General features: G+C 67.5%; 7 protein-coding genes. All 7 read right to left on the reverse strand.

What is annotated here, in order from left to right; genetic code table 11:
• Positions 1-36: 36 nt before the first annotated feature.
• Entirely contained in the window at positions 37-2457 is a 2421-nt protein-coding gene (locus FFS23_RS04835; RefSeq protein ID WP_137897675.1) for an ATP-binding response regulator, read from the reverse strand.
• A 2-nt stretch (positions 2458-2459) separates the two neighbouring features.
• Complete coding sequence (locus FFS23_RS04840) at positions 2460-3740, reverse strand: EAL domain-containing protein (protein WP_249340523.1); 1281 nt, start codon at positions 3738-3740, stop codon at positions 2460-2462.
• A gap of 353 nt (positions 3741-4093) precedes the next feature.
• Positions 4094-5566: a flavin-containing monooxygenase gene (locus FFS23_RS04845; RefSeq protein WP_137897676.1), complete on the reverse strand. Its 1473-nt coding sequence runs from the start codon at positions 5564-5566 to the stop codon at positions 4094-4096.
• A gap of 7 nt (positions 5567-5573) precedes the next feature.
• Entirely contained in the window at positions 5574-9809 is a 4236-nt protein-coding gene (locus tag FFS23_RS04850) for a translocation/assembly module TamB domain-containing protein (protein WP_137897677.1), read from the reverse strand.
• Entirely contained in the window at positions 9809-12001 is a 2193-nt protein-coding gene (locus FFS23_RS04855; protein ID WP_137897716.1) for an autotransporter assembly complex protein TamA, read from the reverse strand. The genes FFS23_RS04850 and FFS23_RS04855 overlap by 1 nt, the downstream gene beginning before the upstream one ends.
• 218 nt (positions 12002-12219) lie before the next feature.
• Positions 12220-13047, reverse strand: a complete 828-nt coding sequence (dapD, locus tag FFS23_RS04860) for a 2,3,4,5-tetrahydropyridine-2,6-dicarboxylate N-succinyltransferase (RefSeq protein ID WP_038661950.1) — start codon at positions 13045-13047, stop codon at positions 12220-12222.
• Positions 13044-13709, reverse strand: a complete 666-nt coding sequence (locus FFS23_RS04865; protein WP_137897678.1) for a pyrimidine 5'-nucleotidase — start codon at positions 13707-13709, stop codon at positions 13044-13046. Before FFS23_RS04865 ends, dapD begins: the two co-directional genes overlap by 4 nt.
• Positions 13710-13791: the final 82 nt, after the last annotated feature.

Here is a 13791-nt window from a genome sequence, read left to right on the forward strand (position 1 = left end):
GTGGGATCGGCGATGGCATGCTATTGCGTCTACGCTTCATGCCGCCTGCGACACAAGCGCCACATGGCGCGCAGGATAGAGTATTGCGACCAATGTCGAACCACTGACCGGTTTGATAACGCTACGGAACGATCCGTCCGTTGCGGATGCGATACGATCGGCGTCTTCGGCGCTCGGCAGCAGGATCGTCACGTCCGCCGCAGCCGCGACGGCGGCCAACTTTTGCAGCGCGTCGGCGGCGTCCTCGACCGCGCCCAACGCGGCCGCATCGATCAGCAGGCGGTCGAATCGCGTGGTGGCGAGCGCGGCGACGGCATCGTCTAGTGTCGCGGTGGCCACCACCACGCCGGCGTGCGGCGTCATCAGCGTCCGCAGCATGCTGCGCGTGATCGGGTTGCGATCGAGCACCAGCATCCCCGCGGTGCCGGGCGTGGCCTCGGCCGGCGCCGTCGCGGCCTCGGCGCGCACCAGCGGCAGGTCGACGATGAACCGCGACCCCTCCCCTACGACGCTGGTCACGGTCACGTCGCCACCCATCGCGCGCGCGAGGTTGCGGCAGATCGACAGGCCGAGTCCGGTGCCGCCGAACCGGCGGGTGGTGCTGGTGTCGGCCTGACGGAAGGATTCGAAGATCGCGTCGCACGTCTCGGGCGGGATGCCGATGCCGGTATCGGCGGCGACGATGCGGAGCCGGTCGTCGCCATGAGCGGCGGCGTGCAACGTCACGCTGCCCTTGGCGGTGAATTTGAGCGCGTTCGACATGAGATTGAACACGATCTGCCGTACCCGCGCGGCATCGCCCAGGATCATCGCCGGGCATTCCGCAATGTCGCGATGGAACGCGATACCCTTCGCCTCGGCCTGGTCCTGCCACAACCGGGTCGATTCGGTGATCATCGCGCGCAGGTCGAACGGCGCCTCCTCGACGGTGAGATTGCCGGTCTCCATCTTGGCGACGTCGAGGATATCGTCGACCAAGGTGCGCATCGTCACGCCCGCGCTATACACGACGCTGAGCCGGTCGCGCGTGCTGCCGCCGATCCGCGCGTCGGCGAGCATCACCTGCGTCATGCCGAGGATGCCGTTGAGCGGCGTGCGGATCTCGTGGCTGGTGGTGGCGAGGAATTCCGTCTTGGCAGCCAGTGCCTTGCCGAGCGCGGTATTTGTGACGGCGAGGTCGTCGTTGGCGGCACGGACTTCGTTGCGGCTCCGACGCAGCGTGATCAGCCCCATACCGAGCAGGCCGATCGCGAGGATCGTCGAGGCGACGACGCCGAGGAAGATGTTGCGCTGCGTGCGGGTGCGTGCCTGTTCATAAGCGACGTTGCGGCGGGCTTCGTCGCGCTGGAGACTGGCGATCTTGAGTTCCTGATTGGCGAAGTCGAACCGCGCCGCCATCAGCGCCGCGCTGGTCGAACGGGCGAGCGCGGTCGATTCGTCATCGAGCCGCTTCAACGCGACGAGGTGGCGCAAGGCCAATTCGGGGCGGCCGGCGGCGCGATAGATGGTATAAGCGGTACGATGCGCCTCGCGATCGATCAGCGTGGTGTGGTCGATATCCTCGCCGTCGAACCGTTCGGCGATCAGCGCCAGCGCCGTGGCGATGTTGCCGCGCTGATAGGCAGCCTGCGCGTCGAGGCCGATCAGCGTCTTGCGAAACCCCGCCGCCTCGCCACGCGTCGACAGCCGCAGCCCCTGATCGATCGCGCGCTGCGCCCCGACGACATCCTTGTCCATCAGCCGCGCTTCGGCGATGTTGCCGAGGATCAGCACGCGCAGCAACGGGCTGTTGATTCGTTCGGTGAGCGCAAGACCATTGCGGAACTGCTGCGACGCCTCGCGGTAACGACCGAGATTTTTCAGCGAGATGCCACGATTGTTGTAGAGCGCGAGCGCGAGCATCGGGTCCGCGCGGTATAGCGACAACGCCTGATCGTAATAGCGTAAAGCATTGGTGTGGTCGTTCGCTTCGCCGTAGAGCGAGCCGATCGATTGCAGCGCCTTGGCCTGACTGCGTGTGTTGCCGAGCGACCGGAAGATGTTGTGCGCCCGCTGATAGTCGCTCAACGCCCGGGCCACGTCGGCGTGAACGGCGGCGATCCAGCCACTGGCAAGCAACGCGTCGCCCTGCAACTCCGAGCCCGGCGCCAGTCGTGACGACAGCGTCACCGCCTTGTTGATCAACGGTTCGGCAGCGCCGACATCGTTGAGCCGCATCAACGCCTCGCCGCGCAGCCAGTTGGCAGTTGCCTGCCGAATCGCACGTTGGCGCGACGGCGCCTGTCGGTCGGCGACGCGTTCCGCAGCGAGCGCGCGGTCGGCGGTACGGTGCGGATCGCTGAGCATCGCGGTCTTGGCGTCAGCGACGAGCCTGTCGAAGACATCCGCCGTTGCCGAAACCGGGGCCAGTGCAAGTAGACCGGCCGCCAGCCACGACCGCCAGGGCCAGCGGCGCATCGTCAGACGACGCGTCGGGTCGCGGCGAAGCCACCGAAGCCCGCGAGCGGATTGGGTGCGGGCGCGCGGTGGCGTCCTTCGTCGAGATATTGGATCAATGATTCGAGCACGACGGGGCGGCTGATCAGGAAACCCTGGACCATGTCGCAGCCCATGACGGTGAGCAGCGCCAGTGCGGCATGCGTCTCCACCCCCTCGGCGACCACTTCCATCTCCAGGGCGTGCGCGAGATCGATCGTCGAACGAACGATCAGCGGATCGCGGTTGGAGCTAGTGAGCTGGGTGACGAACAGCTTGTCGATCTTGAGCTCGCGCGCCGGCAATTGCTTGAGGTACGCGAGCGAGGAGAGCCCGGCGCCATAATCGTCGATCGCGATGGTGATGCCGAAGTCCGCGAAGATCTGCAGATTGGCGATCGCGCTGGCGGGATCGCGGATCACCGAGGTTTCGGTGATCTCGAACCCGAGCTTGGCGTCGCTGCCGCCGACGAGGTCGCATGCGGCGCGGACGAATGCGCTGTCGGCGAGCAACTGGCCGGCAATGTTGATGAACAGGCGGAGATCATGGCCGCGGGCGGCGAGGTTGCGCTGGTCCTCAATCGCGCGGCGGATCGTCCACAAGGTCATGCGGTCGATCAGCATGCATTCTTCGGCGACCGAGATGAAATCGTTGGGCATCACCAGCCCACGTTCGGGATGGTGCCAGCGCACCAGCGCTTCGGCGCTGCGGATCTCCTGATGACGGACGTGCACCTTGGGCTGATAGTGCAGCACCAGCTCTTCGCGATCGATCGCTTGGTCGAGCTCGCGCGCCACCTGCAGCACGTCGAGCGTCGCACGCGGCGCGACCGCGTGGGTCACGGTGTGATAGGCGGTGCGAGCCTCGGCAAGGGCATTTTCCGCCTCCTCGACCAATGCCACCTCATCGAGATTGGCGGTGGCCGCCGCGGCGGCACCGAAGGTCAGGCGGATGGTGACTTGCTGATCGTCGAGGGTGAACGCCTGTTCGAACGCTTTCTCGATCGCGACGATGGCGCGATCGACGGCGGCGCGATCGGCGTCGCGGAACCCGCTGGCGATCTGGGTCCGGCCCAGCACGGCGACGCTGGCGGTCGGCAGCACGCGCGCGACTCGGTCGGCGACGAGGCCGACGAGCAGCTCGGCGCGGGCACAGCCGAGGCGTCGGCGCAATTCGGTGAAATTGGCGATCTCCGCGATCAGCTGAAAGCGGAACGCTGGGTCGGTCGTCCGCTGCGCCCCCGTCATGACGCGGGAAGCCAGCATTTCCACGGTTTCCGAGCGATGCGCGACGGTCATGGGCTCGGCGTAGAGCATCAGGTTTGAAGATAAGATTAATCGCACATGAGCCATCTAAGCCGCTGCGGGACGGATTGTTAAATGCTTAACATGAGGTTAAGGATGTCGGGCATCCTGGAGATGCCACGATAAGGGAGATTAGCATGTCGGTAGTTTTCGCACTCGTCCTCGCGGTCGTTTCGGTTTACATCAAGCCCTGGTAACCGCCGTCGCGGCTCGGGCCGTGACGATCTTCGCCGCTGGTCGGTAAGGTCGAACAGGTCCGGGCCGCATTCCGTCTGGAGGGCTCTTCCCTCCCCTCGAACGCCGCCGACGAACGATCAGGCGGCGTCGCGCCGGCCCGGGGCCGGATTGTCGAAGACCATGTCGTCATCGACCGACCCGAACCGCAGCGCGACCACATCCAGCACATAATTCTGGTTGAGCTTCCACGGCTTGCGCGCGCCCTGTTGCGGCAGAAGATGGGCGTCGCGCTGGATATAGCCCGAGGTGAAATCGACGAAGGGCTCGGTCGCCATCGCCGGATCGCGCAGTCGCGGCGTCGCCTGGCGCAGGCCGCGCTGGCGCATCGTGTTGAGCAACCGGCAGACGTAGGTCGCCACCAGCTCCGCCTTCAGCGTCCACGACGCATTGGTATAGCCGAAGGTGTACGCCAGATTGGGCACATCCGAGAACATCATCCCCTTATATTGAAGGGCTGCGTTGAACGCGATCGGCGTACCGTCGCGGGTGAAGCGGATGTCGCTCAGCCATTGCAGCCGCAGACCGGTCGCGGTGACGATCACGTCGGCGGGAAGGTCCTCGCCGGAATCCAGGCGGATGCCGGTCTCGGTAAAACGGTCGATCGTCCCGGTTACCACCGAAGCGTCGCCACGTTTGAGGCTGGCGAACAGATCGGCGTCGGGTACGAGGCAGAGCCGCTGGTCCCACGGATCGTACCGCGGCGTGAAATGCCGCTCGATATCGTAATCGGGGCCGAGATGGTCGCGGACCATCGCCAGCAGACGGCTGCGGAATTGGGCCGGACGCGATTTGGCGAGCCGGTAATAGACCATGCTGGTCAGCACGTTCTTCCACCGGGTGAGGCGATAGGCGGCCCTGCCGGGCAGCCGCGCGCGCAGCCAGTTGGCGAGGCGATCCTCCGCCGGTCGCGACACCACATAGGTCGGCGAGCGCTGCAGCATGGTGACGTGCGCCGCCTGTCGGGCGAGTTCGGGCACCAGCGTCATCGCGGTCGCGCCGCTGCCGATCACCACGATCCGCTTGCCGGCGTAATCGAGATTCTCCGGCCAGAATTGCGGGTGGACGATCGTCCCGCCGAACCGTTCGGCATCGACCAACTCGGGCGTGAAGCCGCGGGCGTAATCGTAATAGCCCGAACACATGCATAGAAAATTGCACGTGAAGACCAGCGGCGCGCCGTCGGGGCCGGTCGCCTCGATCGTCCAGCGTGCCTCATCTGTCGACCAGGCGGCGGTGGTGACGCGGTGGCCGAAGCGGATGTGGCGGTCGATACCATGGGTGCGCGCCGCCTCCTCGACATAGCCGCGGATCGTCGCGCCGCCGGCGATCGAGCGGTCGTCCGTCCAGGGATGGAAGGAGAAGCCGAGCGTGTGCATGTCGCTGTCCGAGCGGATGCCGGGATAGCGGAACAGGTCCCAGGTGCCACCGAGCGTCGGCCGGGCTTCGAGGATCAGATAGCTACGGTCGGGGCAACGGCGTTGCAGGTGATAGCCCTGGCCGATGCCGGATATTCCGGCACCGACCACAAGGACATCGACATGCTCGGCCATCGCCCCCTCAATAATCCTTCGAATATTTGAGGCGGGCGTCCGATCCGCCGGCCGAGCCGGTCGAGGTGAGCAGGCTCAACGCCTTGGTGAGCGCGATCTCGAGCTGCGTCGCGGTATAGCCGCGCGCGTCGGTGACGATCTCGACGTAGATGTTGTCGGTCAGGTATTTGCCCGCCGCCAGGCTGGTACCGCGACCGCTCGCCTCGTCGGCCCCGAGCACGCGCAGCCGGTCGAACCCGGTCGCCGAGCGCAGCTTGCCGAGCGGGTTGAGCCCGCCGCCACCCGAGCCGCGCAGCGAGTTGAGCGCGCTGGCCAATTGCAGTGCCTCCGTCGCCGAGAGGTTCTCGGGGTTGGTGCCGAACAGCAGGCGGCTGAGCACTTCGTCCTGCGGCAGCGCCGGGGTCGAGGTGAAGGCGATCTGCGGGCGCTGGCCGGTGCCGGTGATCGCGATCACCGCGGTGATGCCGTTGACCGTCGTCGACGCCTGGATGTTGATGTCCGGATCGGTGAGCTGGCCGCCACGGAAGCGGATCGTGCCGCGCGTGACGTCGAAGCGCTTGCCGGCGAAGGAATAGGTGCCGCGCACCAGATCCAGCCCGCCGGTGATGACCGGCGCCACCGACGTACCGCCGACCTTGAGGTTCATCTCCCACTCGGACTCGAGGCCCATGCCCGACACGAACAGCTGGTTGGCGGCGCGGACATTGAGGTCGAGCTTGATCAGGCTGACCGGCGCCGGCTTGGGCCGGTCGGTGGGCCGCGGCGTCACGATCTGGCTCTTGCGGCGAATGCCGGTGAGTTCGGGAACCTCGGCAGAGCCCTGACGGATGATCTCGTAGCGCGCCTCGGGGATGTTGAGGTTGCCCTGCAACAGGCCACCGTCACGTCCGTACGTGAAGCGGATGTCGCCCGAGGTGGTCGCCGACAGGGCGTCGCTCTTGGCGAGCTGCGCATTGTCGAGCTTGGCACGCAGGTCGATCGGGAAACCGCTCGCTGCGGCAAGGCCGACGCTGCCCTGTGCCTGGACGGTGCCGTTGCCGGCTCGCGCCGACATGCTGGTCAGTTCGAGGCGATCGTTGGTGAAGCGGGCGGCGATCTTCATCTGCGACAGGCGGGTCCCGTAGGTCTCGTTGTCGTAGGTGAGATTGTCGGCGCGGATCAGGCCGTTGAGCTGCGGCGCGGCGACCCGGCCGGAGAAATCGGCGGCGACCGCAATCGGTCCGCTGAGCTGCTGGTTGGGCAGCGCGGCGAGACTGAACAGCACGCCCGACGGACCGTTGTAGCGGATGCCGCCGGACAGCGGCGCCTGCATCAGCCGCGTCATCCACGAGCCCGCGCCCGGCGGCAGCGGCCGCAGCGTCGCGAGCAGGCGGCCGACGGTGGTCGGTCCCCGCTTGACCAGCGCGCGCGCCTCGCCGCCGTCGGGTACGAGCCGGCCGACGAACTGAACGTCGACGGGCTCGGATACCGCGGCGAGGCCGGTACGCTGGAACCCGGCGATGGTGACACGGGCATCGGCCTGCGGGATCGACGCGCCCTGCTGGCGGTAGTCGAGGCTGCCGGTGACCGCGCCGGACACGCCGAGATTGGGGACGAACGCCGACAGCATCGACAGATTGAGCCGGTCGAGCCGTGCCTGCGCCGCGGTGACGCCGCCGCCGAACGACCCGGCGATGCGCGTCGAGCCGGCGGTCGCGCCCTGGCCGAAGTCGATCCGCGTCGCGGCGAGGCGATAGCTGCCGCCCGCCTTGGTGACGTGCGCCGGATTGACGGTGCGGAACGGGATGTTGTTCGCCTGCCCCTGCGCGGCGATCAGATAATCGTCTGGCGACAGGCGGGCGTTGAGCGCGACACGCAGCGGCACGCCGCTGGAGCCGGTGAGCAGCGCCTGCGCGGTGCCACGACCGCCGACATAGTTCACCTTGGCGCGCATCGCCTGGATGACGAAGGCATTGTAGCGCGTGTCGGCAACCTGGACGTCGGCGACGACCTGCGGTGCCTTGGGCGTCATCACGACGCTGGCGTTGACGATCGCGCGGCCGATGGTGAAGTCGGCATAACCGGGGATGGTGGCGTTATAGGCGCGTGCGGCGACGTCGGCACGCTGGCTGCCGCCCTGATCGGCGAGACGGACGTTGCCGGTGATGCCGCGGCCGGCGAATTGCAGCGCGCCGGCGAACGGACCAGCCGGGGTGGCGGCGACACGGCCGCTGCCGACGATGCCGGCGAAGACGAGGCGATTGACGTCGACGGTAAGGCGCGGGCTCGGCCGGACCAGCACGTCGGCGGTGAACGGCCCGTAATTGGTGCCGCCGCTCGCGGTGACCGCATAGGCGCCGCCGCGGCCGACGACGCGGGCGTTGAGATCGACGAGACCGACGCCGACACCCGGCTTGGATGCGCGCAGCACGACGACGGGCGCATCCGCGCTGCCGGTGACACGCGCGGTGAGCGGACCATATTGCGTCGAATAAGCATCGGCGGACACCGCCACCGCGCCGCTTGCCGGATCGAACCTGCCCTCGCCGCGGGTGATGCGGAATTGCGGCGCGTTCATCCGCAGATTGGCGAAGGTGACGATGCCTTCGGGGCTGTAGCCGATGTCGCTGCGCACCACCGCATTGCCGCCGAGGAAGTCGCGGACGCCGTTGTTGAACAGCTGCCTGGTCTGCGCGACGACGCGGCCGGTGATGCCGAAGCCGCCGCGCGCGCCGGGGACGAGCTTGGCATCGGTCGACAGATCGAGGATGCCGATGCTCTCGAGCCGATAATTGTTGACGCGGCCCTTGAGCGCGCCGGTGTAGCGGCCGGTCGCGGTATTGGCGACGACGATCGCGGTGGCGTCGATATTGTCCGAGCGGATGCGCAGATTGTCGGACAGGATATTGGGCATCGAAATGGCGAAATCGCCCTGGATGCGGACGTTGTTCGTCAACCCGCCGACCGCGGCATTGAGCCCGGTGACGCGGCGCGCGCGGGCATTGACCGGCACGAGGATGCGGTCGCTGTTCACCCGCGCCAGCCCCTCGGCATAGACGTTCTCGACCGTCGTCGTGCCGAAGCCCAGAGCGGCGGCGTTGATCTTGTAGTTCACCGTCGGCGTCGCGAAAGCGCCGTCGAGCACGACGCGCGCCATCACGTCGCGGCCGCGGACGTTGGGGGCGATCGCGCCCGGGGTGAGCAGTCGCGCATCGACCGCGAAATTGCCGAACCTGCTGTTGGCGAGGTCGATCAAGCCGCCGGCGTCGACCGCCAGCGCGGCCGACTTCAGCCGCAGCCGGGTATCGGCCTTGCGATCGTTGAGCGTGGTGTCGATCGCCAGATCGAGCCGCGGGGCGGTCAGTCGCTCGACCGGGCCCTGCATGTAGAGACCGGGGGTGGCGAAGCCGCGCAGCTCGATATGGCCGTCGCGCGCGTTAACGTTGATATCGGCGAGTTGCCCGCCGCCAAGCGTGGCGAGCGCACGGCCCTGCCACGCCTTCCAGCTGCCACGGCCGTCGACCGTCGCGGTCAGCGGCGCCTTGAGCGAGCCCATCGTCGCGACGACGCCGCCGACCGGCGCGTCGAGCTTCAGATTGACGTCGAGCTTGTTCTGGTCGGGAACGGCATCGAGCTTGAGATGCAGCGTGTCGCCGCCGGCGACCCCTGCCCCCTTGAGCGCGGCGGCGTCGGTGACGAGCTGCGCGCGGCGGTCGGCGATATGCACCGCGCCGTCGAGGCGGACGATATGTGTCTGACCGGTCACCGGCTTAGCGATCACCAGCCGGCCGACGTGCAGCCGGTTGACGTCGATGTCGAGATCCGGGAGCAGCGGCGCGTTGGGGTCGCTCGGCGTCTGCTTGAGTTCGGGCTTGCGCGCGAGCGTGACGAGGTCGGTCGAGAGACTGCGCACGTCGACATGGTTGCTGGCGAAAGCGAACGGCCGCCAGTCGACGCTGAGCTTCGGGCTGGTCAGGAAGACGCCCTGGGGGTCGGCGACGCGGACGTCGGACAGGACCATCTGGCCATAGAGCGAACCGTCGATCCGCCCGACCTTGATGTTGAGGCCCGAGGCGGTGGTGTAGCCGCCGATCCGGTTGGCGACGAAGCGGCGGCCCGGATCGGTGTTGATGCCGAGCACCACCACGCCGACGAGCACGACGAGGCCGAGCACGGCGATCAGCAGCCATTTCAGGATGCTCTGCCACAGCGGACGCTTGGTCACGGCCGGGGCGTCGGTCGTTTCGTAATCGGGCTGCGCCATCAGAATGCCTGCCCGATCGAGATGTAGAGCGCGACCTTGCCGTCGCCCGGCCGCGGATTGAGCGGTGTCGCCACGTCGATCCGCATCGGCCCGAAATTGGTGTAGAAGCGGCCGCCGATACCGGCGCCGAACTTCAGATCCGAGCCTTTGGGCAGGCTCGATTCATAGCTGTTCCCGGCATCGAGGAACGGCACGATGCCGAAATTGCCGAAGCGATAGCGCGCTTCCAGTGCGAATTCGTTGAGACTGCGTCCGCCGACCGGATTGCCCTGCGGATCAAGCGGCCCGAGCCGCTGATAGCCGTAACCGCGCACCGAACCGCCGCCGCCGCCATAATAGCGGCGCGACGGCGCCAGATCGTCGCGATCAATGCCCTGGATCGAGCCGGCCTTGGCGCGGCCGGCGATCACGAGGCTGGACGAGATCGGATAATAGACCGTGCCTTCGATCATCGTGCGCACGTACGGCCGCACTCCGCCGTTGACCGAGCCTTCCGGGCTGAGGTTGAGGCGCAGGCGATAGCCCCGCGTCGGGTTGAGCAGGCTGTCCGACGTGTCCCATTCGACCTGGCCGGGCAGAGCGACGATGCCGTAGGTCCGGCGCACGGTGTCGCCGCGTGCGAAATCGTAGACGCTCTCGTTCGTGCCGACGAGCTCGCCGCCGTAATAATAAGTGAAGCGCTTCTGCCAGATCGGCGTCGAGACGCGGCTCCAGCGTGCCGACAGCGTGCCGGTGAAGGCATCGAACGCGTCGTAGCTCTGGTGGACCGCACTGGCGATGGCGGTGAAGGTCTTGTCGCGTTGCCCCGCGTTGGAGCGGCGGAAGGTGCCCGACAGGCCCTGTTCCTGCGTACCGGCGACGACGGTGCCGATCAGCGCGCCCTCCGGCGGGAACAGGTTGCGGTGCGTCCAGCTGCCCTCGGCCTTGAAGCCCTGCCCGGTCGAATAACCGGCGCTGCCGGCGAGGCTGCGCGGCGGCCCTTCGGTCTGGCGGACGAGCAGGTCGATCGCCTCGGTGCCGTCGGCATTGGTGCGGCCGGTGCGCTGCGGCTCGACCGCTACGCTGCGGAACAGGCCGGTGGCGACCAGCGCGTCGCGCAGATCGTCGGTCTTGCGGCTGTCGTAGAGGTCGCCGCTCTTGAAGCGCGGGAAGACGTTGAGATGATCGACGCCGAATACCGGATCGCCGGTGGTGACGAGCTGGCCGAAACTGGACCGCGGGCCGGTATCGACCGGCAGCGTATAGGCACCGGTCGCCTGTTCGGCCTGATCGTCGAGCAGGATGTCGCGCTCGCCGACCTTGACGAAGGGATAGCCCTGTTGCGGCAGGACGAGACTGACGTTCGCCTCGGCGCCCTGGATGCGCGCCGCCTCGATCGGATCGCCGACGCGCAACGGCAGGTTGCGGGTGACGAGGTCCGCCGGGACGACCGGCTGCGTGTCGACCTTGACCGACGACAGGCGATAGAGGCGACCGGGCGTGCCGGTGACCGTCGCCTTCAGACGGCCGGGCTTGTTCGGGTCGGTGCTGGCCGGCGTCTCGATCAGCGAGATCGCGGTCGCGTCATAATAGCCGAGCGACTTCATCAGCCGCACCGCGAGCGCCTCGTCCTCGCGGGCGCGGGCGGCGACCTGCGTCGCGTTGGCGGCCTTGCCCTTGCCTTCCTTGAGGGCGGACAGGCTGTTGAACTGACCGGCGAGATCGAGCTTTTCGAGCCCCTTGAGTTCCGTATCGTACCGGATCTCGGGCGCGTCCTTGTCCTTGATGTCGGCGGCGGTCTGCAACGGCGCGGTATCGAAGGTGTTGAGCGGCTGGAGCGGCTGCGCGAGTTCGGGGTTCTCCGCGGCGGCGGGGGGCAAAGTTCCGTCAGCGGCGACGAGCGGTTGCGTTATCGCGGGGACCGCCGGTGTGCTCGCGGGCGGCGTGGTCGCGGTCGGCGTACCGGCCTGCTGCGCGGGCATCGGTTCGAGCGGGGCGTTGATGTCGCCGGTCAGGGGCGGCAGGCTGGCGTTGAATTCGCTGTCGGGAACGATCGGCGCATTGGCGTCGGTCGGGGAGCCGACGGTCTGCGGATCGGTCTTCGGGGCATCGGGACCGCGCGCAGGAGCGGTGCCTTGCTGCTGGTTGAATTGCGCCGCCGTCGGCGCCGCAGCGACCAAGGCGATGGCCAGCCAATACTGTCGTCCGGTCAGAACTCGCACGCGTTTCCCGTTCCCCTTTGCGAGAGCGTTCGCGTTCGAATCCACCCCCAAGCCTACCGACAACGTTCCGTAGCCACGTCGGTTGCACCGCAACAGGAAAATAGGTGCCGACGGATCGGGCTTCGACTTCCGTTACAAGGAGTTGGCGTCTGCCGCGTGCACCCCGCCCCGTCATCCCAGCCTTGCGCCGGGGTGACGATCGCTCCGCCTCAGTCGCGCAGCAGGTCGTTGATGCTGGTCTTGCTGCGGGTCTGCGCGTCGACGCGCTTGACGATCACCGCACAATAGAGGCCGGGCTTGCCGTCGCTGCCGCCGGTCGTGCCGGGGACGACGACCGCATAAGGCGGCACTTCGCCCTTGAAGATTTCGCCGGTGGCGCGGTCGATGATCTTGGTCGAGGCGCCGAGATAGACGCCCATCGACAGGACCGCGCCCTCGCCGACGCGGACCCCTTCCGCCACTTCGGAGCGGGCGCCGATGAACGCGCCGTCGCCGATGATGACGGGGTCGGCCTGCAACGGCTCGAGCACGCCGCCGATGCCGGCGCCGCCCGAAAGGTGGACGTTCCTGCCGATCTGCGCGCAGCTGCCGACGGTCGCCCAGGTGTCGACCATCGTCCCCTCGCCGACGTGCGCGCCGATGTTGACGAAGCTTGGCATCAGGATCGCGCCGGGGGCGACATAGGCGCCGCGGCGTACGACGCTGCCCGGCACCGCGCGGAAGCCGGCAGCACGGAATTCGGCCTCGCTCCAGCCGCTGAACTTGGACGGCACCTTGTCGAACCAATGGCCGGCGCCCGGACCGTTGTCGATCAGCGTGTTGTCGTTGAGGCGGAAGCTGAGCAGTACCGCCTTCTTGAGCCACTGATTGACGCGCCAGCCACCGGCACCGTCGGGCTCGGCGACGCGCGCCTCACCCGCATCGAGCAGCGCCAGCGCGCGATCGACCGCAAGCCGGACCTCGCCGGTGGTGGCGAAGCCGAGCGACGCGCGATCCTCCCACGCGGAATCAATGACGGTGGACAGGTCCTGGCTCATGATGCCTCCATGATATGCTGCAGCCACGACGCGAGATCGTGGACGGTGAAGTCGATGAAATCGCGGCCCTGCTCGGGTCCCTGTTCGGAGCCGTTGTCGATCCAGACGGTGGTCATGCCGATCGCCTTGGCCGGCGCGAGGTTGCGCGCCATGTCCTCGAAGAACACCGCGCGGGTCGGCTCGATCGCCAGTCGCGCGCACAGGTTCGCATAGGCCGAGGGATGCGGCTTGGGGACGAGATCCATCGCGTGGATGTCGTGGATCGCCTCGAACGCCTCGCCGAGGCCGAGCCGGTCGAGCACCTTCAACGCATAGGGTTTGTCGCCGTTGGTGAAGACGAGCTTGCGCCCCGGCAGGCTGGCGATCGCCGCGGCGAGCGGCGCATCCCGTTCGAGCACGTCCATCTCGATATCGTGGACCTCGGCGAGGAAGTCGTGCGGATCGACGTCGTGATCCGCCATCAGCCCGGTCAGCGTCGTGCCGTGGCGATGGAAATAGTCCTTCTGCACCACCCGCGCCGCATCCCACGGCAGATCGAGCAGCCGCGCGACATAGTCGGTCATGCGGTGATCTATCCGCGCGAACAGGTTGGCGCGCGCCGGATACAGCGTGTTGTCGAGATCGAAGATCCACGTGTCGATCGGGGCGAGCCGGGGGTGCATGGCCGCGGCGTCTAGGCGGCGGCGGCAACGGGTACAAGCAAGCCAAACATTTTCGTTTAACTTTCGCCGCTTATGTCCGTTA

Origin of the sequence: Sphingomonas sp. 2SG (assembly GCF_005503285.1) — a bacterium.
In the GTDB taxonomy this organism is placed as follows: domain Bacteria; phylum Pseudomonadota; class Alphaproteobacteria; order Sphingomonadales; family Sphingomonadaceae; genus Sphingomonas; species Sphingomonas taxi.

What these genes read in the sequence shown, in the direction of transcription:
- dapD (WP_038661950.1), bottom strand. Translation starts at nt 13,047, where the DNA reads ATGAGCCAGGACCTGTCCACCGTCATTGATTCCGCGTGGGAGGATCGC.
- FFS23_RS04845 (WP_137897676.1), bottom strand. Translation starts at nt 5,566, where the DNA reads ATGGCCGAGCATGTCGATGTCCTTGTGGTCGGTGCCGGAATATCCGGC.
- FFS23_RS04840 (WP_249340523.1), bottom strand. Translation starts at nt 3,740, where the DNA reads ATGCTGGCTTCCCGCGTCATGACGGGGGCGCAGCGGACGACCGACCCA.
- FFS23_RS04850 (WP_137897677.1), bottom strand. Translation starts at nt 9,809, where the DNA reads ATGGCGCAGCCCGATTACGAAACGACCGACGCCCCGGCCGTGACCAAG.
- FFS23_RS04865 (WP_137897678.1), bottom strand. Translation starts at nt 13,709, where the DNA reads ATGCACCCCCGGCTCGCCCCGATCGACACGTGGATCTTCGATCTCGAC.
- FFS23_RS04835 (WP_137897675.1), bottom strand. Translation starts at nt 2,457, where the DNA reads ATGCGCCGCTGGCCCTGGCGGTCGTGGCTGGCGGCCGGTCTACTTGCA.